This is a genomic window from Paenibacillus sp. JCM 18996 (genome assembly GCF_055392555.1).
The window spans coordinates 138,043-161,023 of record NZ_AP043884.1; the positions used below are offsets into that span (position 1 = coordinate 138,043).

The 22,981-nt window shown below is 52.4% G+C and carries 22 protein-coding genes; 18 read left to right on the forward strand and 4 right to left on the reverse strand.

Annotated elements, in window-relative coordinates; genetic code table 11:
- Positions 1-8 precede the first annotated feature (8 nt).
- Together pheA and ilvE are read left to right on the forward strand one after the other, a co-directional pair.
- Entirely contained in the window at positions 9-884 is an 876-nt protein-coding gene (gene pheA, locus ACZ5N7_RS00690; RefSeq protein WP_464656478.1) for a prephenate dehydratase, read from the forward strand.
- Between the two features lie 5 nt (positions 885-889).
- Positions 890-1,771 carry a branched-chain-amino-acid transaminase gene (gene ilvE / locus ACZ5N7_RS00695; RefSeq protein WP_464659083.1) on the forward strand — a complete coding sequence of 294 codons (882 nt, stop codon included), beginning with the start codon at positions 890-892 and terminating at the stop codon, positions 1,769-1,771.
- Positions 1,772-2,000: 229 nt separating this feature from the next.
- On the opposite strand, the gene ACZ5N7_RS00700 is transcribed toward ilvE, so the two are convergent.
- Positions 2,001-2,240 carry a hypothetical protein gene (locus ACZ5N7_RS00700; RefSeq protein WP_464656480.1) on the reverse strand — a complete coding sequence of 80 codons (240 nt, stop codon included), beginning with the start codon at positions 2,238-2,240 and terminating at the stop codon, positions 2,001-2,003.
- Between the two features lie 270 nt (positions 2,241-2,510).
- Here ACZ5N7_RS00700 and ACZ5N7_RS00705 point away from each other — a divergent pair, with 270 nt between their 5' ends.
- From ACZ5N7_RS00705 to yajC, 9 genes are all read left to right on the forward strand, one after another.
- On the forward strand, positions 2,511-4,445 hold the full coding sequence (locus tag ACZ5N7_RS00705; protein WP_464656482.1) for a LysM peptidoglycan-binding domain-containing protein: 1,935 nt from the start codon (positions 2,511-2,513) through the stop codon (positions 4,443-4,445).
- Between the two features lie 204 nt (positions 4,446-4,649).
- Positions 4,650-5,306 carry a BofC C-terminal domain-containing protein gene (locus ACZ5N7_RS00710; protein WP_464656484.1) on the forward strand — a complete coding sequence of 219 codons (657 nt, stop codon included), beginning with the start codon at positions 4,650-4,652 and terminating at the stop codon, positions 5,304-5,306.
- Between the two features lie 131 nt (positions 5,307-5,437).
- The gene (ruvC, locus tag ACZ5N7_RS00715; protein ID WP_464656486.1) at positions 5,438-5,941 is read left to right on the forward strand and encodes a crossover junction endodeoxyribonuclease RuvC; all 504 of its coding nucleotides are present in this window, start codon (positions 5,438-5,440) and stop codon (positions 5,939-5,941) included.
- The gene (gene ruvA / locus ACZ5N7_RS00720; protein ID WP_464656488.1) at positions 5,938-6,567 is read left to right on the forward strand and encodes a Holliday junction branch migration protein RuvA; all 630 of its coding nucleotides are present in this window, start codon (positions 5,938-5,940) and stop codon (positions 6,565-6,567) included. Before ruvC ends, ruvA begins: the two co-directional genes overlap by 4 nt.
- Before the next feature lie 31 nt (positions 6,568-6,598).
- Positions 6,599-7,600, forward strand: a complete 1,002-nt coding sequence (gene ruvB / locus ACZ5N7_RS00725; protein WP_464656490.1) for a Holliday junction branch migration DNA helicase RuvB — start codon at positions 6,599-6,601, stop codon at positions 7,598-7,600.
- 100 nt (positions 7,601-7,700) lie between these two features.
- A complete protein-coding gene (locus ACZ5N7_RS00730; protein ID WP_464656492.1) occupies positions 7,701-9,794 on the forward strand; it encodes a SpoIID/LytB domain-containing protein in 2,094 nt (697 codons plus the stop codon).
- A 9-nt stretch (positions 9,795-9,803) separates the two neighbouring features.
- The gene (queA, locus tag ACZ5N7_RS00735; protein WP_464656494.1) at positions 9,804-10,907 is read left to right on the forward strand and encodes a tRNA preQ1(34) S-adenosylmethionine ribosyltransferase-isomerase QueA; all 1,104 of its coding nucleotides are present in this window, start codon (positions 9,804-9,806) and stop codon (positions 10,905-10,907) included.
- A 19-nt stretch (positions 10,908-10,926) separates the two neighbouring features.
- The gene (gene tgt / locus ACZ5N7_RS00740) at positions 10,927-12,060 is read left to right on the forward strand and encodes a tRNA guanosine(34) transglycosylase Tgt (protein ID WP_464656496.1); all 1,134 of its coding nucleotides are present in this window, start codon (positions 10,927-10,929) and stop codon (positions 12,058-12,060) included.
- Positions 12,061-12,096: 36 nt separating this feature from the next.
- Positions 12,097-12,381, forward strand: coding sequence for a preprotein translocase subunit YajC (gene yajC, locus ACZ5N7_RS00745; protein ID WP_464659085.1), 285 nt, complete (start codon positions 12,097-12,099; stop codon positions 12,379-12,381).
- A 108-nt stretch (positions 12,382-12,489) separates the two neighbouring features.
- Here yajC and ACZ5N7_RS00750 read toward each other — a convergent pair whose 3' ends face one another.
- Both ACZ5N7_RS00750 and ACZ5N7_RS00755 read right to left on the reverse strand, forming a co-directional pair.
- Complete coding sequence (locus ACZ5N7_RS00750) at positions 12,490-13,326, reverse strand: phosphatase PAP2 family protein (RefSeq protein ID WP_464656498.1); 837 nt, start codon at positions 13,324-13,326, stop codon at positions 12,490-12,492.
- Between the two features lie 88 nt (positions 13,327-13,414).
- A complete protein-coding gene (locus ACZ5N7_RS00755; RefSeq protein WP_464656500.1) occupies positions 13,415-13,804 on the reverse strand; it encodes a TIGR04086 family membrane protein in 390 nt (129 codons plus the stop codon).
- A 219-nt stretch (positions 13,805-14,023) separates the two neighbouring features.
- Here ACZ5N7_RS00755 and ACZ5N7_RS00760 point away from each other — a divergent pair, with 219 nt between their 5' ends.
- Complete coding sequence (locus ACZ5N7_RS00760; RefSeq protein WP_464659086.1) at positions 14,024-14,635, forward strand: YetF domain-containing protein; 612 nt, start codon at positions 14,024-14,026, stop codon at positions 14,633-14,635.
- Here ACZ5N7_RS00760 and spoVB read toward each other — a convergent pair.
- A complete protein-coding gene (spoVB, locus tag ACZ5N7_RS00765) occupies positions 14,599-16,170 on the reverse strand; it encodes a stage V sporulation protein B (protein WP_464656502.1) in 1,572 nt (523 codons plus the stop codon). The two genes, ACZ5N7_RS00760 and spoVB, sit on opposite strands and share 37 nt — an antisense overlap.
- A gap of 178 nt (positions 16,171-16,348) precedes the next feature.
- On the opposite strand from spoVB, the gene ACZ5N7_RS00770 reads away from it, so the two are divergent.
- From ACZ5N7_RS00770 to ACZ5N7_RS00795, 6 genes are all read left to right on the forward strand, one after another.
- A complete protein-coding gene (locus ACZ5N7_RS00770) occupies positions 16,349-16,618 on the forward strand; it encodes a post-transcriptional regulator (RefSeq protein ID WP_464656504.1) in 270 nt (89 codons plus the stop codon).
- A 216-nt stretch (positions 16,619-16,834) separates the two neighbouring features.
- A complete protein-coding gene (gene secD, locus ACZ5N7_RS00775; RefSeq protein WP_464656505.1) occupies positions 16,835-18,067 on the forward strand; it encodes a protein translocase subunit SecD in 1,233 nt (410 codons plus the stop codon).
- A complete protein-coding gene (secF, locus tag ACZ5N7_RS00780; RefSeq protein ID WP_464656507.1) occupies positions 18,057-18,974 on the forward strand; it encodes a protein translocase subunit SecF in 918 nt (305 codons plus the stop codon). Before secD ends, secF begins: the two co-directional genes overlap by 11 nt.
- 63 nt (positions 18,975-19,037) lie before the next feature.
- Complete coding sequence (locus ACZ5N7_RS00785) at positions 19,038-19,988, forward strand: cation diffusion facilitator family transporter (RefSeq protein WP_464656509.1); 951 nt, start codon at positions 19,038-19,040, stop codon at positions 19,986-19,988.
- A 23-nt stretch (positions 19,989-20,011) separates the two neighbouring features.
- Entirely contained in the window at positions 20,012-22,426 is a 2,415-nt protein-coding gene (recJ, locus tag ACZ5N7_RS00790) for a single-stranded-DNA-specific exonuclease RecJ (protein WP_464656511.1), read from the forward strand.
- Positions 22,423-22,935, forward strand: a complete 513-nt coding sequence (locus ACZ5N7_RS00795; protein WP_464656513.1) for an adenine phosphoribosyltransferase — start codon at positions 22,423-22,425, stop codon at positions 22,933-22,935. The genes recJ and ACZ5N7_RS00795 overlap by 4 nt, the downstream gene beginning before the upstream one ends.
- The last annotated feature ends 46 nt before the right edge of the window (positions 22,936-22,981 follow it).

Genomic DNA, 22,981 nt, shown 5'->3' on the forward strand with positions numbered 1-22,981 from the left:
ATCCGAGGATGAACCGCATTGCGCTGCTTGGGCCGGGAACCTTCTCGAATGAGGCGGTTGAATCGCTGTTCGGCTGTACCGTCCAACAATATATGAATTACAGGCTGATATCGGAAGTCTTTCAATCCACTGTGAACGGCAAGACGGATTACAGCGTAGTCCCGATTGAAAATACGATTGAAGGCTCCGTATCGCTTCATCTGGACTGGCTGGTCCATGAGGTCGATATTCCGATACAGGCGGAATGGGTGCAGCCGATCCAAATGAATTTGATCGGTTATCCTGCAACGGGGGGTCAGGCTGCAGCGGAACCTTTTGCCCATATCCGTAAAATCTACTCCCATGGAGTAGCCGCTTCCCAGTGCCGCAATTTCCTGCGATCGATTCCGCAGGCGGAATACGAGGTGGTAAGCTCGACTGCGGAGGGCGTCCGGCTCGTCAAGGAGCTGGACAACCCCGAGATTGCGGCCATCGGCACGCTGGCTGCCGCCAATTTGTACGATGTGACCGTGTTGAAACGGAACGTGCAGGATCATGATAACAATGTTACCAAGTTCGTGCTCGTCGGAGAAAATCCGATTTCGCTGCGGCACCCTTTTACGATGAAGACGACGATCATGATCACCCTGCCGGAGGACTACCCGGGAGCGCTGCATCAGGTGCTGTCGGCTTTTGCCTGGAGAAGGATCAACCTGTCCAAAATCGAATCAAGACCGACGAAGAAGCAGCTGGGCAATTATTACTTTTACATTGATATCGAAGAATCGCTTGACTCAGTCCTGGTGCCTAATGCCATACAGGAAATTGAGGCGATCGGCTGCCAGGTGCGCATTCTGGGCTGTTACCCGAGCTATTTGGTTGAACATAAATATCCGGAGGTGTAGTTTCCATTATGTCACAAGTCATTTATTTAAACGGCGAGTATGTTGCTAAAGAGAACGCGCTGATCTCCGTCTATGACCACGGTTTTTTGTACGGCGACGGAATTTTCGAGGGGATCCGTATCTATGACGGCAATATTTTCAAGTGCAAGGAGCATTTGGACCGTCTTTACGATTCCGCCAAATCCATCATGCTGGACATCCCTCTGGGCTACCGGGAAATGCAGGAAGTGCTGTGCGAGACGATCCGCCGCAACGGGCTTCGTGACGGATATATCCGTCTGGTCGTCTCCCGCGGGCCCGGTGATCTTGGCCTTGATCCGCGCCGTTCGCCGAAGGCGAATGTCGTCATCATTGTTGAGCAGCTGGCCATCTATTCGGAGGAAGCTTACAAGAATGGCCTGGTATCGGTTTCGGTATCCCAGCGCCGCAATATTCCGGATGCCCTGAATCCGAAGATCAAATCGCTCAACTATCTCAACAACATACTGGTGAAGATCCAGGCGAACCTCGCAGGTGTGGGCGAAGCGGTCATGCTGAATTCCCAGGGGTATGTGGCTGAGGGCTCCTCGGATAATATTTTTATCGTCAAAAGAGGTACCGTGTTCACGCCGCCGTGCTATATCGGCGCCCTGGAAGGCATCACGCGGGCGGCCATCATCGAAATTTGCGGAAAGCTCGGCTACAAGCTGAAAGAGGAGCCTTTCACCCTGCACGATGTGTATGTGGCGGACGAGGTGTTCTTTACCGGTACTGCGGCGGAGGTCATTGCGGTAAGGGAAGTGGACGGCCGCACTATTGGCGAGGGCAAAGCCGGGGCGGTCACTACGAAGCTGCTGGAGGAATTCCGCAAGCTCGTCAAGGTTGACGGTGTAAAAGTTTACGAATAGGAACTGGTTTTGCAGATGAAGCATCCCGAATCTTGCCGGAGCGGCGGAACGGGATGTTTTTTTATTGTATAGGAAATTATGATTTTCAGTGGCTGTGGATAAGTGTGGGTAGATACATTCATCCGCTGGGGATGTTGTTTTGGTAAATCCCCTCTATTCCAATCCAGAAGATCACCTTAGCGGTGTTGAATTAACAGGAGATTTTCCATGGATATGGATAGGAAGGCAATCAAACTGAGCAAATATCAGCATATTTTCCTGTTAATTCAAAGCAATCCAGCATGCCGCGGGCCAGCACATTCCGGGCAACCCTTTCACCATTGCCTCGCAAAGAACAAGGGGGCAGCCAGCCTTCTGTACATAACTTTTTCCACATCAAGACCGCCGTCTTATGATCAATTTTTAAAAAGGACGCTTTACATTTTTCGACCGGAACGGCCAGCCAAGTCAGTCTCTCATACCCCTCCATAAAAACAGAAAAACGTCCTGCTTCCACTCGTCAGAATGGAATGGTATGTTCTTCGTCACTTATCCCTGATTATAATGTATGAACAAGACTGTCCCGGTCCTTAGAAACACGTCTTTATTCACCCGCAGGGTGATTTTGTTCTGATTTTCCGTTATTTTATTAAAATTTTCGGCAAGTATGGTCAAAAGCCCATTTCGTGCATAAGATGTAATGTCATCCTGCGTTCAGCGGGAAATGCGGCGGTTGTCAACTATAAAGGAGGTTCTTGGAGTGAAGATCCATATGGTAAAAAAAGGGGACACCCTTTATAAACTGGCCCAAAAATATAATGTGGAGCTGGATGCGCTGATTCAAATGAACCCGCAAATTGCAGACCCCGACAAAATCGATGTCGGCATGAAGGTGAAAATCCCTGCGTCCGCGCAGCCGCTCACGCCTTCTCACGGTAATGTTTTTACACACATAGTCAAGCAGGGGGATACATTGTATAAGCTCTCCAAAGCTTTTAACGTCCCCTTGAAGGCGATGATCGACGCGAATCCGCAGCTGAAAAATCCGAATATTCTTATGACGGGGGATATGGTGTATATTCCAAAGCCGGGGACGGCGCATGGTGCTAACCAGGCCGGTGCGGGCATGGACAAAGTGCATGGCGTGCCTCATGTTCCCTTTGTTGATAATATGCCTCCTGAGATCGAGGCAGCGCCTATGCCGGAGGAAAACAAAGCTCTGGAAGCGGAGATGATGCCGGAGACGAAGCACGAGATGAAGCCGGAGACGAAGCACGAGATGATGCCGGAGACGAAGCACAAGATGATGCCGGAGACGAAGCACGAGATGAAGCCGGAGATGAAGCACGAAATGATGCCGGAGACGAAGCACGAGATGAAGCCGGAGATGAAGCACGAAATGATGCCGGAGACGAAGCACGAAATGATGCCGGAGACGAAGCATGAGATGAAGCCGGAGACGAAGCACGAGATGAAGCCGGAGATGAAGCACGAGATGATGCCGGAATCAAAGCATGAGATCATGCCGGAGACAAAGCATCACATGATGCCGCAAGCAAATGCCGAGGTCCATTCTGAATCTTATCCGGGGCTTGGGCCTGAAACGATGCTTCCTTATGGATCTCATCCAATGACGGAATTGAATCCGATGGGGGACTCTTTCGGTATGCAAGGCATAAATCTGATGGAGAGCTTCCAATATCCAATGGAAACCACTGCCTATCCAACCTACGAGACCCCTGCGGAAGGGATGACAGGGGCTGCTCCGTCGCCGGTTCCTTTTGGAGATTCAGACATAAACCAGCCGTCGGTAAACCCTTTTGAACAGTACCAAATCCCTGCGACCGAAGTCGCTTCACATTATATTTTGCCGGGTATGCCGGATAAAGGGGAATACGCTCCGAACATGGGGGCGCATACAATGAGCCTTCCCTATGCGCCGCAAACACAGGGCAACCCGGCTCCGGCGTTTCCTGTAGGGGCTAAAGATTGCGGCTGCGGCGGCAGCTCCGCTAACCCTTACAGCTACATGGGCAACTCACCTGCTTATCCGCCGGCAGTAGGAGGAGCGATGTACCCGAACCAGCCGTTCCCGCCTGCAGTGGGAGGAGCGATGTACCCGAACCAGCCGTTCCCGCCTGCAGTGGGAGGAGCGATGTACCCGAACCAGCCGTTCCCGCCTGCAGTGGGAGGAGCGATGTACCCGAACCAGCCGTTCCCGCCTGCAGTAGGAGGAGCGATGCACCCGAACCAGCCGTTCCCGCCGGCAGTAGGAGGAGCGATGTACCCGAACCAGCCGTTCCCGCCTGCAGTAGGAGGAGCGATGTATCCGAACCAGCCGTTCCCGCCTACAGTAGGAGGAGCAGCGGCTCCCGTCTATCCTCCAATGCGCGGAGCACAGATTTTTCCCCCGGTAAATGAGGGGAGCCTTCTCTACACGGAATTCGATGCGAGCTCCTTGGAAGATACAGCCGAAAGAGAGCCATTACCGGCTTTAGCGGAGCAAGGTTCGGAAGAGAGCAGTGGCCGCAAAGGGGAAGCTAGAGCGAGCATCGCCATCCAAAACGGGGAGGAGCCTGCATCAGCCAAAAGAAGACCGGCCAGACCCAAGGCATCATTATCCCAATTAACGCGGAAACAAAACGCACCGGCCAGAAAAAGGCAGAAAGCCAACTACCCCTGGATTAACGTCTAGGTTCACGCGGGCTGCCGCGAGGCAGCTTTTTCCTGTTGACCCTGCAAAACCAATCTCCGAAGCGCAAATACCCTTTCCCCGCAGACTCAAAAATCAGAGTTCCGCAGGTTAGTCCGCGGGCGTCCGAGTCTATGCCTGCATTACGTATAATCGCCGCCGGCGCTGGGAAAAATGAGGTAAAAACAGGGTTAGAAGGCGATGCGAATGTATCTATTACATCTATGGAAACAGTTAAAGAAAAAGCTTCGTTGGAAACGCCGTTGGCTAGCTTTCGGGATCCTTTTCACAGCAGCCGGTCTGTCTGCTTTGGTTTGGGGACGGCATTCCTTCCAGGGAGCTGCATCGCTGAAGCAACAACTGGCTTTCAGCCGTGCGATAACCCAAGAGGAGCCAGCCGCCGCATCTCCGGTGTTAAAAGAAATCAAAGAATATAAAGGCACCCGGGAGACGTTCAAGCAAACTTTGTATTTATGCGGGGAAGAACTGCAGAATCTTGGCACCTTCACTGCGGATCAAATTCTTTCCTACCATGAAGCACATCCGTATGCGGAAGTGGAGCTCGGGGATCAGGGACAGGTTTATTTTACGGAAAAAATGAACGACCTGACCACCAAATGCAAGGATGGAGCTTTCTTCGGCCTGGATGAGCACGGCCATTTAACATTGTTTAACGGCCAGCCTCAGCAGGAGCACGCAATGCGAACCTTTTTTCAATTGAATATCGATTCTTTAAGGAGCTCCCTTCCCAAGGAAACGATACAGCAGCTGTATGACGGAATTCCGGTGAAAGACGCCGACGAATACAACAGCGTGCTGTCCACCTTCAGCGAATTCGCCCTTGAGGGTAAGCGGAAGCCATAAGCATTGTCACAAGAAAAACCATTTCAGCCTTTTCAGGGCTGGCATGGTTTTTTTTTGCATACTCACGGCTATCAATATCTGCTATAATGGAAAATGATACATATGTTCGCTTTATGATGGGAGAGAATCGTTTGCGAATTTTAGGAATTGATCCCGGTCTGGCCATTGTCGGGTTCGGTTTTATCGATAAAGCGGGAAGCAAGCTTACCCCCGTCCAGTACGGGTGCATCCAGACCGAAGCCGGAACCGCCACGCCGCTCAGGCTCCGTGAGGTGTACGATTCGATTCTGGCACTGATAGACAAATATAAGCCGGATGCTGTAGCGGTGGAGAAGCTGTTTTTTAACCGGAACGTGACCACGGCGCTCACAGTCGGCGAGGCTCGCGGTGTGCTGATGCTGGCCGCCGAACAGAAGGGGCTTCACATAGCGGAATATACCCCGCTGCAGGTGAAACAGGCCATTGTCGGGTACGGCAAAGCGGAAAAAAAGCAGGTGCAGGAGATGGTGAAGCTGTTTTTGCGGCTGTCCGCCGTCCCCAAGCCCGACGATGTGGCTGACGCTTTGGCCATCGCTATCTGCCACGCCCATTCGTCGACATTACAAATGAAAATTCAAGAGGTAAACAAAAGATGATCGATTTTGTAAGAGGTTGGATTGCCCATCGGGAAATGGATTATATCGTGGTGGATGTGAACGGTGTGGGCTACCGGGTGTTTGTAGCCAACCCGTACGCGCCGCAGCTGAATGATTCCGAAGAAGTGACTTTGTTCATTCACTACAGTGTACGGGAGGACGCACATCTGCTGTACGGCTTTATTACAAGGGAGGAGCAATGGCTGTTCCGCAGGCTGCTGGAGGTGACCGGCATCGGTCCCCGCGTGGCGATGGGGGTCCTGGCCGGAGGCAGGCCAGAGGCGGTTATTGCCGCCATTCAGCAGGAGAATCTGGCCTTTCTGACCAAGCTGCCTGGCATCGGGCGCAAGACGGCGCAGAGAATCGTGCTCGATCTGAAAGACAAGCTCAGCGCGGCTTCCATGTCTCACGGAGAGGCGTCCGCTTTCGTGGAAGCGGCTGGCGCTGGTTTACAGCCCGGAAGCTCGCTAGTGTGGAGGGAAGCGAGGGAGGCGCTGATGGCTCTGGGCTACACCGAAGCCGAGACCGACAAGGCGTGGAACGCCGTCAAGCCTAAGGTGAAGGATACGGATGCGGTGGATGCCGTGATGAAACTGGCTCTGCAGGCGCTTTTTCAAGGAGCGTAAGCCGCAGAGACAAGAAGCAAGGAGGTAGCCGATGGAGGATCGCATCATTTCGGCGAATTTGATGATGGAAGACCAGGCGGTGGAGTTAAGCCTGCGTCCCCGTTTTTTGGCGGAGTATATCGGCCAAAGCCAAGCCAAGGAAAATTTGAAAATTTATATAGAAGCGGCCAAAATGCGCCGTGAAGCTCTGGATCACGTACTTTTATACGGTCCGCCCGGGCTCGGGAAGACCACTTTATCGAACATAATCGCCAACGAGCTCGGAGTCAATATACGCACGACCTCTGGGCCTGCGATCGAGCGGCCGGGAGATTTGGCTGCCCTACTGACGAACCTGCAGGAGAACGACGTGCTGTTCATCGACGAAATCCACCGCCTTCACCGTACGGTGGAGGAGGTGCTGTACCCGGCGATGGAGGATTTTGCGCTGGATATCATTATCGGCAAGGGGCCGAGCGCCCGCTCGGTCAGGCTGGACCTGCCGCCTTTTACGCTCATTGGCGCTACTACACGAGCGGGGCTGCTGTCCGCTCCTTTAAGGGATCGTTTCGGGGTGGTCAGCCGGTTGGAGTATTATACGGTTGATGAATTGGCCTATATTGTGAGCAGGGCGTCCGACATTCTGCAAGTTGATACTGTAGGGGAAGCCGCCAGGGAGATCGGCATGCGTTCCCGGGGCACCCCCCGGATCGCTAACCGGCTGCTGAAGCGGGTACGCGATTTTGCCCAGGTCAAAGGCGACGGCGTCATTACCCTCGATATTGCCAAAACCGCGCTGAAGCTTATCCAGATCGACGATCTGGGGCTTGACGAGATCGACCACAAGATGCTTCGCTCCATTATCAGCTCCTTCAAAGGAGGACCGGTCGGACTGGATACGATCGCGGCCACCATCGGGGAGGAGAGCCAGACGATCGAAGATGTGTACGAGCCTTATTTGCTGCAAATCGGCTTTCTGCAAAGAACGCCGAGGGGCAGGACGGTAACGCACCGCGCATACAGCCATCTGGGGCTTCCGATTCCGCAGAGCTGATGCCAGGCGGGCCGCCGGAAGGATGAGCCCTGTGCCGCACGAAGACGGGAGAGGCATCACAAAGTTACGCATCTGCCAAGACGAAAGGGGAGAGCAGTTCATGTCGAACAGTACGAAAGCGGCTCTGAAAAAGTTCCTTGGGTGCATAGTTCTTATAGCTTTAATCTTGCCTGGTTTACAGCCGCCTGGCGCGTATGCCGCCGTTCCCAAACTGGATCAGATCCGCGTAGGCCTTTTTTTCACGTCGGACAGGTATCAGAACAATGTGTCCACTGTCACTCTAACCTCGGATCAAGGTTTTCAGGCCGGCTTTAAAGCTCCGGGCTCCGGTAAGCTGTGGCCAATTTCCGGCGGGAACCGAACGGTAAGAGGCTCTTTGAACGAATATAGAGTGCTGCTGTCGGAGCTTCCGACTCTGGATGAAGCCAAAGCTTTGGGCCGCAAGCTGGAACCGAAGCTCAAGCCGGTCATATACAGCATAAACAGGCAGGGAAAGACGGTTTACCAGATTTTTTCCGGCAGCACTTACGGCTCCAAGGCTGCCGCCGATGCCGCTATGAATGAGGCCAAAGCGATGGCCGCTATGCAGGGGACCGCGCCTCTAGTGACCGGTCCCTACTCCTTGAACGCCGGTTCATACGGAACCGAGGCGGAAGCGGCCGAGCAGGCGCAGACGTTGGCACAGACGGACATCGCTGCCGAGGTTGCCGTCCAGGAGGATGCGGGAGGCAATCCGGTGTTTTCCGTCTGGTTGGGCCAGGAGACGGATGCCGTCAAGCTTGACGCGCTGAAGGTAAAGCTGGCGGCTTTGTTCCCCGCCCTTGTGCTGCAGCCGGTTGACAGAAACGTCCCTTCGCTCGTCATCCGCAGCTCCCTCGCGGAGACGGGCAATGAATTTGTTCCTCATTATTTTGTCGGTACGGGCGGGGAAAAAGTAAGCTTTACTCCCGGGAACAACGGAGCGGGAACGATTACAGTAAGCGAAAAGTCAGGCGCTTCCTACCGCGGAAGCATTGAACTTTCTCAATTCAACGGACAGATGGCGGTCATCAATGAACTGCCGTTCGAACAATACCTCTACTCGGTCGTGGGCGCCGAGATGGGAACGGGTTGGCCTGCCGAAGCTTTGAAGGCCCAGGCCGTTGCGGCGAGGACATTTGCCGTTAAACAGGGCAACGCCTATAAGATCGCGAATGTGACGGATACCACCCTCGACCAGGTTTATTCGGGAACGGGGAAGGAAAGCGGCGATATCATTTCCGCAGTCGATGCTACACAAGGGGAAATCCTGACGGTTAAGGATGTCCCTGTATCGGCGCTCTTTTACTCCAATGCCGGAGGAAAGACGGCGGATCCTGCCGAGGTTTGGGGAAATCCGGTCCCTTACATTACGTCAGTGGAAAGTCCCGACGATGCCCCCGAACGGAACCGGCCGATGTGGATCCAGGCTGTCTTTGACGATGGCAGATCAGGCTATGTTTTGTCCACGCAGGCCAAAAGCACCGGGGATAAAAATGCGGCAGGGTTGGCTTACTATGAAACCGGCTCGGATAAAGTCAGCGTCCGGCTGGAGCCTGCCAGTCAATCCAATCCTGCCCTTTTCACTGTGAGCAAAGGGGTGCGGTTCCTTGCTTTGTCGCAGGTGAAAGAGAACAACGCTTATAGCTGGCAAAGAGGGCCGTTCACATCGGCCAAGCTGTTGGACAAGGTGAGTACGGTAGCGCCCGGTATTATTGCGCTTCAAAGCCTTCAGGTAACCGGAAAAGGCCCTTCCGGCAGGGTGACGGAAATAACGGTCAACGGCAAACCGGTGAAGCTGAAAACATCGGACAGCTGGAGGTCCATCTTCCAAGGGCTGAACAGTACGCTGTTTGATATTGAGGAAACGGGAAGGTATACTATATTGGGAGCAGCGGGGGCCGCGCGTACGGTGACTTCGACTCCCGGAGACGTTCACGTGCTTAGCGCCGGCAAGGCCGCCGCTCCCGCAGCGGGAGCGCAGATGTTTGCGCTAAATGGTGACGGACAGGTTCGCCTGGTTACCAAAGACGCCCAATTTATTTTCAAGGGCAAGGGATACGGCCATGGAGTGGGAATGTCCCAGTGGGGAGCCCGTTCGCTTGCCGAACAAGGGTATGATTACAGAGCGATTTTGTTACACTATTACTCCGGAGTGACTATCTCAAAAGGATGAATGTATAGAATGGATGTATCGAGTTTTGATTTTGAACTGCCGGAAAGGCTCATTGCCCAGACTCCGCTGCCTGACCGTACCGGTTCGAGGCTGTTGACATTAAACAAGGCCACCGGAGAGGTGGAGCACCGCCGATTCGAGGACTTGATAGACTACATGCAAGCCGGGGACCTGCTCGTGTTGAACGATACACGGGTTATACCAGCCCGGCTTTTTGGCGTAAAGCGCGAGACGGGAGCCAAGGTGGAGGTGCTTCTGCTGAAGCAGCTGGCAGAGGACCGCTGGGAAGCGCTGGTCAAACCGGGCAAGAAGCTGCGCGAGGGTGCTGTCATCGATTTCGGAGCGGATGAAACAAGCGGACAAACCTTGTCCGTGCCGCTTAGTAGCGAAGTGGAAACCGTGGGGGAGATGGGCGCACGTACTTTGAAGTTCCGCTACGAGGGGATCTTTCCGGAAATATTGGACAGGCTTGGGCAAATGCCGCTGCCGCCATACATAAAAGAGCAGCTGCCGAGAGAAGACAAGGAGCGTTATCAGACCGTATACGCGAGGCATGAAGGCTCTGCGGCCGCGCCCACGGCAGGGCTTCATTTTACCGAATCCTACCTGGAGAAGCTGAAGAGCAAGGGCATTCGCCTGGCCTTCATTACGCTGCATGTCGGATTGGGGACATTCAGGCCGGTCTCGGCAGAGACGGTGGAAGAGCATGAAATGCATTCCGAGTTTTACATCCTGCCGCAGGAAACAGCCGATTTAATCAATGAAACCCGTGCCAATGGTCGGAGGGTGATTGCTGTAGGAACCACCTCCGCGAGAACATTGGAAACTGCGGCAGGAATCGCCGCCGAGAAAAGATCGTCCGCCGCAGGGGAGCAGGAGGGCGCACTCGTTCCAATCGCGCCCAGCCAAGGCTGGACGGACATCTTTATTTATCCCGGATACCGTTTCGGCCTTGTGGATGCGCTGCTGACCAATTTTCACCTGCCGAAATCGACCCTGCTGATGCTGATCAGCGCGCTGGCGGGCAAAGAGAATGTGCTTAACGCCTACAAGCAGGCAGTGGAGAGGGAGTACCGGTTCTTCTCTTTCGGGGATGCAATGTTCATTTATTAATAGAAAGAAGCGATAATCAATGGCAGTAACTTATGAACATATAAAGACATGCAAGCAGTCCGGCGCGCGGCTGGGCAGAGTGCACACTCCCCACGGAGTGATCGAGACTCCGGCCTTTATGCCCGTAGGGACGCAGGCGGCGGTGAAGACGATGAGCCCCGAAGAGCTAAAAGAGATGGATGCCCATATCATTCTGAGCAACACTTACCATCTCTTTCTTCGCCCCGGGCAGGAAGTTGTCGGAAAAGCAGGCGGGCTGCACAAATTCATGAACTGGGACCGCCCGATCCTGACGGACAGCGGCGGGTTCCAGGTTTTCAGCTTAAGCGAAATGCGGAAGATCACCGAAGAAGGGGTTTCCTTCCGCTCTCACTTGAACGGAGACAAGCTCTTCATTTCACCGGAAGCGGCAATGGAAATCCAGAACGCACTCGGATCGGATATTATGATGGCCTTCGATGAATGTCCTCCTTATCCCGCGGAATACGATTATGTGAAACAATCGCTGGAAAGGACGAGCCGCTGGGCGGAGCGTTGTCTTCAAAGCCATACCCGTCCCCACGATCAAGCGTTGTTCGCAATTGTACAGGGAGGCATGTTTGAGGATCTCCGCAAACAGAGCGCGAAAGAGTTGACTTCCCTGGATTTTCCGGGGTATGCTATTGGTGGATTGAGCGTGGGCGAGCCGAAAGCGCTGATGTATGAAGTGTTGGATTACACCGTGCCGCTTCTGCCCGCGAATAAACCGAGATATTTAATGGGGGTCGGATCTCCCGACGCCTTGATTGAGGGTGCGATCCGCGGAGTCGATATGTTCGACTGCGTGCTTCCTACGCGCATTGCCCGGAACGGCACAACGATGACCAGCCAGGGCCGGCTCGTTGTGCGCAACGCCAAGTTTGCCGAAGATTTCGGCCCGCTGGATCCGGACTGCGGATGCTATACCTGCAGGAATTATTCCCGCGCGTATATCCGGCACTTGATCAAAGCGGACGAGACGTTCGGCATTCGTCTGACCACGTATCATAACCTGCATTTTCTTCTGCAGTTGATGCGTAATGTAAGACAAGCGATTATGGAGGACCGTCTGCTCGATTTCCGGGAGGAGTTTTTTCAACAATACGGCCTTCATGATAACGACAAAGGTTTCTAGAAGGGAGGTACGAATGTGGGAGCAAGCTCGGGAGGAATGGGTTCGGCCCTTGCAACTTGGGGACCGTTAGTGTTCATGTTTCTTGTACTTTATTTTCTGCTCATCCGTCCGCAGCAAAAGAGGCAAAAAACACGTACGAACATGTTGAATTCCTTAAAAAAGAACGATAAAGTCGTAACGATCGGCGGTTTGCACGGAACGATTGTCGAGATCACGGACGATACGGTTGTGCTGCGCGTAAACGACGTTACCAAAATGACGTTTGACCGTTCGGCGATCAACTCCGTCAGATCGACAGACGCCGCAGAGGCAAGCAAGTAAGCCGGACAAAAGGAAATCCCCCTGCAACCAGAGGGTGCGCATGATGCGCATTTCGTTGATCGCAGGGGGATTTTTGCGTCCTTTTATCCCGTGCAGAGGCCTGTATGCTTATTCGTTCTGCTGCTTCAGCCTAATCAAAGCCACACCGCCGAGAGCCCATTTTGGTTCCGATAAATAAAGCGCGGTTCTGGAGGCGAACCATCCTAAAGCCACTCCTCCGAGCATATCCGTAAACCAATGGATGCCCAGATAGAAAATGGAGAAAATGATAAAAACGGCGGTGCAGGCCGTAAACCAACGCCAGAACCGGCTGCCCGACTTGGAGGCGAGAATGGCCATGGAAACGGAAATGGAAGTGTGGAGGCTCGGGAAACAGTTGTCCAGCCCCGACAGAGGACGGTACTCTTTCTCGAAGCTCGGAAAAACATCAAGAATGAGCATGCGTACATGCGGATGCACCGACCAGACTTCGTCTACCGGGAAGAACATATAAAAAGGAAAGGCGGCCAAATAATTGATGATCACCGCATAGCATAGGGCATAGAACAGGGTATGGTTTTTCTTGTAAGTGTACAGGCCGATCGAAACCGCCATAAGACACGGAAACACCGCCACATAAGTAAAGGTGGAAAGCAGTGTCAGGACGTCGCTGTGGAATGTATGCTGGATCCAGGGGACAAAGTCCCCTTCCAAACGGGCGAATTTCGGAGTGAAATCGGACTTGGTCAGTTTGGTGGCCGATTCAAGCCAAAGCTCGGCTTTATTGAGGTAAAGGATGCTCAGCACCGCGCCCAGGTGAACGATAAATTTGACGTTCGTATACATTTCATTGATAAAAGCGCCCGCGATCCGAAAAGGATTTCCTTTTATAGCGACAGCCAGCAGGACTATGACCGTAATGACGGTATATATGGTGGCCTGGTTCATGGAAGTAAATAAAATCATGATGAAACCCCCCCCTAAAATCTGGAAAATGGCTGAGTGTATAAATTCTAATTATTATAACACAGCAGGGGGCCGGATGAAACGCACGCTATTTTTTGGAATTAACCCCTAGGATTCCCCCTAAAGCTCCGCATAAGACCGTTACCACAAACAGCATGATTGTATTTTTATTAACACCGGCATCATAGGTTAGAAACCCGATAATCAGAATAATCACGGAATAGACGATGCCCAGCAGGCCTCCGTGGTACCAGCCTTTTTTACCGATTTTTTTCCCGCCGGCGAGCCCCCCGGCAAACAACGAAACCCCGTGGATTACCATAGTATAAGCCACAAGAGAATTTTCCTGCAAGGAAGTCAAATACATCAGCAGCGATACGATAAGGGTGCCGGCCGCCATAAAAATCAGCGAATAGAACAATCCGGTAAACAGCGGCGAAGTCATTCTCACCTGCGGTACACGATTCATCTGAATCATGGACATCTTCCTTCCTGATCAACGTTTTATCACCATTCTATGGCCAGGCGCAAAGAAATAGTACAGGTTGCGCCTGGCAACATTTGAACAGCCGGCATTTGTATGAGACGGTGGAATCCAGGTGAGAATACCAGATGAAATGACAGGCAGGAGGAGCGGATCGTGGATATTGTGACCATCGTGTTTCGGACCGTATTGATCTACTTTGTCGTCTTTTTCATGCTGCGGATTATGGGAAAAAGAGAGATCGGCAAACTGTCCTTGTTCGACTTCGTCATTTCTATCATGATTGCGGAGATTGCCGTCTTCGTGCTTGAGGATTTGCACCGGCCGATCATAAACGGGATACTGCCAATGGTTGTCCTCGTATCCATACAGATCGCTATTGCCTATCTTTCCCTGAAAAATCAAAAGGTTCGCGCATGGTTCGGCGGAGATGCTTCGCTGATCATACATAACGGGAGAATCGACCGGGAGGAAATGAAAAAGCAGCGTTACAATCTGGACGACCTGATAGGGCAGCTGCGGCAGAACAAAATTTTGAATGTGTCCGACGTGGAGTTTGCGATCCTTGAAAACACGGGCAAGCTGACGGTAATCGAGAAAAAGCATGATGAAGCGCCCCTGGCCCCGGACAAAATCCGTTACGAAGGGCTGCCCTTGCCTTTAATTATGGATGGAAAAGTGCAGGACAAAAATTTGGAAAAAATAAACAAGACCCGGTTTTGGCTGAGGAGTGAGCTTCGGGAAAAAGGAATCGCCGACTTCAAAGAGGTGTTTTTTTGCTCGATTGATCACCGCGGCCGTTTATTTTTGGACAGAAAAAGATGAAGCCTGCGAAAATCAGCGGGATCGACGAGCTTCAGCAGGAGAATCGCAAACAGGTAGACGATGAAGCAGGCCGCGACTGAGGCGAGGAACCGGGCGGAGTAGAGGTCCGTCCATTCCCAATGCATGACCAGATAGCAGCAGCAGCCGGAAACGAGCATGGCCGCCCCGACCTTGAGAAAGCTTGTCATGTCCATCGTGAAATTGAGCAGCTTCGTCACGCTTATCCAATGAAGGATGGTAACGACGGCGATATTCACATTCATTGCGATGACCGCGCCAAAAATGCCGAATTCCGGCTTGCTGACCAGCCACACAATAAGGCCCAGCTTGACCGCGGAGCCGGCAAAGGTGTTGACCAGAGCGTTGACGGGCCGGTCCAGCGCCTGAAGCGTAGCCTGCAAAGGGGCTTGAAAATAAATGAACAGAGCGATCGGAGCCAGCATCCTGAGCATTAAACCGATGCTTTGCTGGTTGTAGAGCACCTCGACCAGCGGATCGGCAAGGATATACATCATAACTACAAAGGGAGCCCCTGTGACCAAGGAAAGCTTTAAAGATTGATGGAGCCTGTTATGGATGGACGGCATATCTTTCTTTGCTGCGGCTTCCGACAGGAACGGCACCAGGGATACGGCCAGGGAATACGTGAGAGCGCTGGGCAGCAGCACGATAGGCAGGATCATCCCCTGCAGGGAGCCGTACTGCGCCGTGGCCAGCTTGGTTGCCACTCCGGCCGCGGCGAGGCTGTGCACGATGAGAATGGATTCCAAAAAATACGAAGCCGACCCGACCAATTTCCCTCCGGTTACAGGAATTGAGATTTTCAGCAGCTTTTTTAAAGTGGAGAGCCGTCTCGGATTCTGTCCCGTTCCAATGTGAGCTATTGCCCGATCAGGCTGCTGCCGGTTATTGATTCCATAGTAGAAATATAGCACCAGCATGCCGCTCAGTTCCCCCACAGCGACACCCGTCATCGCCCCCGCCGCAGCATATTCAATACCGTACGGAATCATAAAATAAGAGAAGGCCAGCATCATGAAAATCCTCACGGTAGTCTCGACAATTCCCGACAGTGCCGTAGGAATCATGTTATGCCGTCCTTGGAAGTATCCTCTGTAGACGGCGGAAACCGCAGCCATCAATATAATGGGGCTCATGCAAAGAAAGGTGTAATACACCCGGGAGTCGGTAAAGAGGTTCGCTGTAATCCATGGAGCCGCAATCACGCACACCGCCGTGAAAAAAATGCTGAGGGCTATGGTAAGTCCCAAGGACAGCTTGAGGATAGTGCCCACCCGCTTCTCGTTCCTCTCGGCCTCCGCCTCCGCCACCAGCTTGGACACCGCTATCGGAATTCCGCCCGTGATCAGGGTCAGTACTACAATAAGAAACGGGTAACCCATTTGGTACAAGCCGATACCTTCAGGCCCGATGACCCGGGGGAGGGTGATTCTGGGCACGAAACCAAGGATCCGGTTGATGATGCCGGCCGCCAACAAGATCATAGTCCCTTTTATAAAAGATTGTTTGCTCACAGCGATTCCTACTTCCCAGCAATTTTTCTGGTACGAGCTTATTTCATACATATGCGGGGGCAGGCCAAGCTGATGCTATAAATTTAAAATGGGCCAGGAGGTAGGAAAACGGCAGCCGTTGTCGAATGTTAAACATATATCAGTCCGCGTAACAGGGTTCGCGAAAAGGAGGTTGGCTATGGATCAAGAGCACCAAGGGGAAACGCAGGAGGAACTTAGCAGTGAAGAGCTGCTCCGTGTGGTGGCCCAGCTATGCGGCTCGAAGGCGGAAGAATTCAGGCTGATCGGCTATGAATACGTGAACGCGGATGAGGTCTGGGAATGCGTCAGCGACAAATACCAAAAGACCGGAATGCCTGCGCTGCACCGGGTGGTAAACGATATCCTGTCACTCACGGTCACCAAATTCATGAATTGGAACACGATTTCCATGTACAAAAGATCATAGAAGTGGTTTGCGGGCGCCATGAGCGCTCTTTTTTATTTTTGAACCTTTTTTTGTGATGGTCTCCGATAGAATGAAAGGAAATCGATAGCCAACCCCAGAAACACCCATTGTGCGATGGGGGTTTTTGACATGGAAATAATAAAAATGTCAAATTGACGCGATTTTCGGAGGTAGGTATAATAGGAATATTGAGTATGGAAGGAGACAAGCAAGGTTATGGACTTTAAGAGAATATCCGTCTTTTTGCTGGTTGTGATTGTAACCTTGGGGATCGTTGCCTGGACCACCCCGGGAGTTATGAACAACCTGAAGCTTGGCCTGGATTTAAAAGGGGGATTTGAGATATTGTACGAAGCTTCGCCTATTGACGCGGGCAAGCCGGTGACGAAGGAATCTTTGAACCAGACGGCAAGAAGCTTGGAAGGCAGGATCAATAAACAGGGGATTGCCGAGCCGGAAATCAACACGGAGGGTACCAACCGGATCAGGGTAAGAATCGCCGGGGTTACCAACCAGGAAGAAGTCCGGAATATCATCAAGAAGCCTGCTGAACTTACATTCAGAGGGCCTGACGGGACGAAAGAAATGGTCGGCAGCGATTTCGTGGAGAATGGCGCCAAGGTAGGGTTCGACCAAACGAACCGGCCGATGATTCAAATAGAAGTAAAAGACAAAGAAAAGTTCAAGAACGCAACCCAGAAGCTGCTGGGCAAGCCTCTTGCGATTTATTTGGATGAAACCGAGCTGTCCGCTCCCATCGTTCAAAGTGTGCTGACGGACGGGAAGGCGACGATCACCGGTAACTATACATTAGAAGAAGCGAAGAAGATCGCTGAAACGATCAATCTGGGGGCGCTGCCGCTAAAACTCGACGAGAAATACACTCAAGTGGTCGGCGCGACGCTTGGTAAATTATCCCTTCAGCAAACTGTTGAAGCGGGTATGATCGGAGCCGCGATCATCCTGCTGTTCATGATTGCTTACTACAGGATACCCGGATTGGTGGCTGCCTTCACTTTAATTACTTATTTGTGGCTGCTGCTCGGTACGCTGTACCTGATGAGGGCTACTTTAACGCTGCCCGGAATCGCCGCGCTCGTGCTCGGGATCGGGATGGCCGTCGATGCCAACATCATTACGTATGAGCGGATCAAAGAGGAAATCCGCAGCGGCAAAAGCATTATGTCTTCTTTGAAAGCGGGATCCAAGCATTCTTTCCGTACGATTATGGATGCCAACATCACGAACATTATTTCCGCCGGCGTGCTGTACACGCTGGGGAACGGCGCGATCAAAGGCTTTGCGCTGACTACCATTCTCAGCATCATCATCAGTATTCTCACCAACGTGTTCTTGTCCAGACTTTTATTGCATCTGCTGATCCGCAGCAATCTGTTCAAGAAGCCGGGCTATTTCGGCGTGAAGGAGGCAGACGTCCGTGGATTATAGCAATCGTTTTGATTTCATGAAGCACCGCAAGATTTTCTTCGGCGTGTCGCTTGCGATTATTATTATTGGATTGATCATCATTCTGGTCAAAGGGATGAATTTCGGGGTTGATTTTAAAGCGGGAACCTTCCTTGATATCAACACCGGCAAACCGGTCACCGCCGCACAGGCTGAGCAATTGTTCGCGAACAGCGGCATTGCGAACAAACCGATCATTACGATCGGCGGCACGGGCAACGACAGGGTGTCCGCCCGCTTTGACGACATCCTGAGCCAGGATACGATCAAAAAGGTGGAGTCCACATATACCGCGGCTTTGGGCAATCAAGTCTCTTACGAGGTGAACACCGTTTCTCCGGACATCGCCAAGGAAATGGGATTGAAAGCAATGTATGCCGTGGCTATAGCAAGCATCGCCATCTGCATCTATGTCAGTATACGCTTCGAATGGCGGATTGCAGTAGCTTCAATTATTGCGATCCTCCATGACGCTTTGATGGTAATCTGTATGTTCGCCATTTTCCGTTTCGAAGTGACATTGCCGTTCGTTGCGGCGGTTCTGACTACCATCGGTTACTCCATTAACGACAAAATCGTTATCTTCGACCGGATTCGCGAGAATATGAGATTTACCAAAATTAAATCCTCGGACGACCTGTCCAGGATGATCAACGCGAGTATATGGCAGACTATGGCAAGAAACATCAACACCGTATTAACCGTTTTGATCGCCGCCGGATGTTTGTTTATCTTCGGCAGCCAATCCATTAAACTGTTCGCTTTAGCCAAACTGATCGGATTGACCAGCGGAGCCTATTCCTCTTTATGTATTGCCAGCCCGCTCTGGTATCTGCTCAAAAATAAATCCGTCGGTTCTAAAACGAGGGCAGCAGCAGTAAAAGAATAATAGCCGGCCGCGAGAATGAGTCTATTCCGCGGCCTTTCTACTCAATTCATAGGGAGTGGCTACATGACGGAACAGCGTTTTCGACAAGCTGAAGGGGCTGCCTGGACAGGGATCGCCGGCAATCTTGCGCTGGCAATAATGAAAGGAATCGTGGGCTGGAGCGCAGACAGCAAGGCGCTGCTCGCCGATGCGGTAAATTCCGCTTCCGATGCGGCGGGATCCGTGGCGGTACTGGCAGGTTTGAAAACGGCAAAGCTGCGCGCGGACCAGGAGCCTGCTCACCGGCACGCCAGAATGGAGACCATAGCAGCCATCATTGCATCGGTCCTTCTGCTGGTCGCAGGCCTTGAGATCGGCGTAAAAGGATTGAATGCTCTGACTACAGGTGTTCAACACGCCCCGGCCAGTTACGCTTTAATAGCACTGCTCATTTCAGGAATTGTCAAAGAAGCCCTTTTTCAATATAATTATCGGTTAGGCAAGAAAATAGCCGGTAAAGGGCTTGTCGCGGCGGCATGGGATCATCGTACGGATGTAATTTCCTCGTTGGCGGCATTAGCCGGCGTCGGAGGGGCTATCATCGGAGACAGGCAAGGAGTTTTGTGGCTTCTTTATCTGGATCCCGCGGCCTCCTTGTTTATCTCGCTGCTTATTATCAGAAAAGGCTATAAGCTTGTGATGGATTCGATGCTCAGCAACACGGAGCGAGTGCTTCAGCAAGAGGACACCACGGAACTCATCGAAACCGTGCAGCGGGTGGGCGGCGTCATTGCGGTGAACGAGCTAAGGGCGAGAGAACACGGCCATTATGTCATTGTCGATGTCAAAATCAGCGTAAACCCCAAAATCACCGTCCTTGAAGGGCATGATATAGGCAAAAAGGTAAAAACCCAGCTGATGAAAAGATTCTCCCATGTCTCGGACGTTTTTATCTACGTGAATCCTTACGATCCGGGTTATCCGTACAAAGCGGATTCAACCGGCGAAGAAGAATTTCCCGCTCTTCTGCATTGAATTATAACAAGAGGAGGGATTACGTGCTCGAGTCTAGAGCCAGATGGCACATCGCGCAAACGGATGAAAGCCAGGTTCGGCAATTGGCGGACAATCTCCAAATGAGTCCTTTGATGGTCCGTCTGCTGCTTGGACGAGGGCTGTCCACTCCGGAACAGATCGCGATGTTTCTGGAAACGGCAGTCGATCACTTTCATGATCCTTTCTTATTAAAAGGTATGGAAGAATCGGTGGCAAGAATTCGCAAAGCCTTGGATGGCCGAGAGAAAATCAGAATTTACGGCGATTACGACGCGGATGGCGTGAGCAGCACTTCGTTGATGATCATGCTGATGCAGCGGCTCGGCGCGAGCTTTGATTATTATATTCCCCACCGTATCCATGAGGGTTACGGCTTAAACACCGGCGCTATCGATGCGGCCCGCGAAGCTGGCGTTACCCTGATCGTCACCGTGGACACGGGAATAAGCGCCTTTGAAGAAGTGAACTATGCGAATAAGCTCGGCATCGATATCATCGTTACGGACCATCACGAGCCGCCGGCGGTTTTGCCTGATGCTTTCGCGATAATCAACCCTAAACAGCCCGGCTGCCTTTATCCGTTCAAAATGCTCGCCGGAGTCGGAGTGGCCTTTAAGCTGGCCCATGCTTTATTGGGCGCGGTGCCCGAGGAACTGCTGGAGATGGCAGCAATCGGTACGGTAGCCGATTTGATGCCGCTGACGGACGAGAACCGGCTTTTGGTAAAGTTTGGATTGGAAAAGATGCTCCGTACGGGCAATATAGGGATTAAGGCGCTGCTTGAAGTATCCGGCGTGAATACCAAGGAGGTAAATTCGACGCATGTGGCTTTCGCCCTTGCGCCGCGAATAAACGCCTCCGGAAGGCTTGACTCGGCGGATGGCGCGGTTAAGCTGCTGACTTCCTCAGATAAGGAGGAAGCCCAGGCGTTAGCCGAGGAATTGGACCGTCTGAACAAGGAACGGCAGCGTATTGTTGAAGAAATGTCCAGACAGGCCGTGTCGATGCTGGAAACAATGGGCCCGCATGGACTGCCAAAGGTAATCGTACTCGCGGAGGAAGGCTGGAACGCAGGAGTTATCGGTATTGTAGCTTCCAAAATTATGGAAAAGTTTTACCGGCCGGCCATTATTTTAAGCATCGATGGGGAAACGGGCATGTGCAAAGGGTCGGCCCGTTCCATCGCAGGCTTTGACATTTATGCCGCGCTGACCGAATGTGCCGGCTTGATGGAACATTTCGGGGGGCATCAGGCCGCGGCGGGCATGAGCCTCATGAGGGAGAAGGTCGGTGCACTGTCTGGCCGGCTCAATGAGCTCGCTGAGGAGTGGTTGACAGAGGAAGATTTTCTTCCCGTCATTCAAGCCGATTTGGAGTGCATGTTCGAGGATGTGTCGGTGGAACTGATCCAGTCCATAGAGAAGCTTGCGCCCTTTGGCATTGGGAATCCTACTCCCAAGGTCGTGCTGTCCGATTTGAGGATCGAACAAATCCGCACCATGGGCAAAGATAACCGGCATATCAAACTCACCTTGGCGAAAGCGGAGGCTAGGGAGGATTTAATAGAAGCCATTGCTTTTAACCAAGGAAATCTGGCCCATGACATCGCGGTCTCCTCCAGGGTTGAGCTGCTGGGCGAGCTCTCTGTCAACGAGTGGAACGGGGTGCGAAAAGCGCAAATTCTGATCGGTGATATCCGCGTGCCCCATGTCCAGGTTTTCGATTGGAGAGGTATGGATGGAATCGATAAAAAGGTAAAAGCGGTCTCCGAGCAGGCCAACAGGTGTCCCGTTATAGTCTTTTCCTCGTCGGCGGAAGCGAAAGCTGCTGCTGAACGCTGGGCCGGCGGTTATGCCTGCTGGACGCTGGATACCTCCGGCACAATGCTTGCCTGGAACGAGACTGCGAAGGAGGCTGCTTTTGCCCGTTCGAAAGATATCATCCTTTACGCTGTCCCTGAATCTGTGCAGCAGCTTCAACAAGTGCTGGCACAGGCGGCAGCGGTGGAAAGGATTTACGCAGTGTTTGCCGAGCCCGATCAAGCCGGCGGCCACACATTACCGTCCAGGGACGCTTTTAAACAGATTTACTCCGTGCTTCTGCACAATAGCGGCGGTATGCCCAAGAACAAACTTCTGGATTCGTTACATAAACGGACGGCATTATCCCAGGCCTTGATTGAATTCATACTTAATGTATTCGAGGAACTGTCTTTTATCGAGAAAAGCGGGGCAGGCTATTATCAACCGGTTCCGTCTCCGGAGAAAAAGGACTTATCGGCCTCCCGCTTGTACCGCAAACGCATGAACCATGCGGAGGTAGAGCAGATATTGGTTTACACGACGACACAGGAGCTGAGAGATTGGGTTCTGGCCCAACTTGACAATAAACATCAATTATTGGAGGAAATCATATGAATTTTAAAGAGCACATCAGGGTGATCCACGACTTTCCGCAGCCGGGCATCCGCTTTAAAGATATTACGACATTGCTGAAAAACGGGCCGGTGTACAAGGAAGCCATCAACACTTTGGCGGAAATGGTAAAAGAGCTCAAGATCGATGTCATAGCAGGCCCGGAGGCGAGGGGATTCGTCGTAGGTGCGCCTCTGGCTTATGCACTGGGCATAGGATTCATTCCGATCCGCAAAAGCGGCAAGCTTCCAGGCGAGGCTATCGAAGCGGACTACGCGCTGGAGTACGGAAAGGACCGTCTCGCTATGCACAAGGATGCGATTGAGGAGGGACAGCGCGTGCTGATAGCCGATGACCTGCTGGCCACCGGCGGTACGATCGCCACCTCCATCAATCTGGTCAACCAGCTGGGCGGCAAAGTCGTAGGAGCGGCTTTCATGATCGAGCTGGGCTACTTGACCGGACGCGATCACCTTGACGGAGTGGAAGTTTTCTCTTTGATGAAGTTTTAATTCGAAAAGGCTGTCCCTTGCAGATTTTGCTTGGGGCGGCCTTTTC

Excerpts from the sequence above, each read along its gene's own strand:
- pheA (WP_464656478.1), top strand. The coding sequence starts at position 9 with ATGAACCGCATTGCGCTGCTTGGGCCGGGAACCTTCTCGAATGAGGCG.
- ACZ5N7_RS00700 (WP_464656480.1), bottom strand. The coding sequence starts at position 2,240 with ATGGAGGGGTATGAGAGACTGACTTGGCTGGCCGTTCCGGTCGAAAAA.
- ACZ5N7_RS00710 (WP_464656484.1), top strand. The coding sequence starts at position 4,650 with ATGTATCTATTACATCTATGGAAACAGTTAAAGAAAAAGCTTCGTTGG.
- ruvA (WP_464656488.1), top strand. The coding sequence starts at position 5,938 with ATGATCGATTTTGTAAGAGGTTGGATTGCCCATCGGGAAATGGATTAT.
- ruvB (WP_464656490.1), top strand. The coding sequence starts at position 6,599 with ATGGAGGATCGCATCATTTCGGCGAATTTGATGATGGAAGACCAGGCG.
- ACZ5N7_RS00730 (WP_464656492.1), top strand. The coding sequence starts at position 7,701 with ATGTCGAACAGTACGAAAGCGGCTCTGAAAAAGTTCCTTGGGTGCATA.
- queA (WP_464656494.1), top strand. The coding sequence starts at position 9,804 with ATGGATGTATCGAGTTTTGATTTTGAACTGCCGGAAAGGCTCATTGCC.
- tgt (WP_464656496.1), top strand. The coding sequence starts at position 10,927 with ATGGCAGTAACTTATGAACATATAAAGACATGCAAGCAGTCCGGCGCG.
- yajC (WP_464659085.1), top strand. The coding sequence starts at position 12,097 with ATGGGTTCGGCCCTTGCAACTTGGGGACCGTTAGTGTTCATGTTTCTT.
- ACZ5N7_RS00750 (WP_464656498.1), bottom strand. The coding sequence starts at position 13,326 with ATGATTTTATTTACTTCCATGAACCAGGCCACCATATATACCGTCATT.
- ACZ5N7_RS00755 (WP_464656500.1), bottom strand. The coding sequence starts at position 13,804 with ATGATTCAGATGAATCGTGTACCGCAGGTGAGAATGACTTCGCCGCTG.
- ACZ5N7_RS00760 (WP_464659086.1), top strand. The coding sequence starts at position 14,024 with ATGCTGCGGATTATGGGAAAAAGAGAGATCGGCAAACTGTCCTTGTTC.
- ACZ5N7_RS00770 (WP_464656504.1), top strand. The coding sequence starts at position 16,349 with ATGGATCAAGAGCACCAAGGGGAAACGCAGGAGGAACTTAGCAGTGAA.
- secD (WP_464656505.1), top strand. The coding sequence starts at position 16,835 with ATGGACTTTAAGAGAATATCCGTCTTTTTGCTGGTTGTGATTGTAACC.
- ACZ5N7_RS00785 (WP_464656509.1), top strand. The coding sequence starts at position 19,038 with ATGACGGAACAGCGTTTTCGACAAGCTGAAGGGGCTGCCTGGACAGGG.
- ACZ5N7_RS00795 (WP_464656513.1), top strand. The coding sequence starts at position 22,423 with ATGAATTTTAAAGAGCACATCAGGGTGATCCACGACTTTCCGCAGCCG.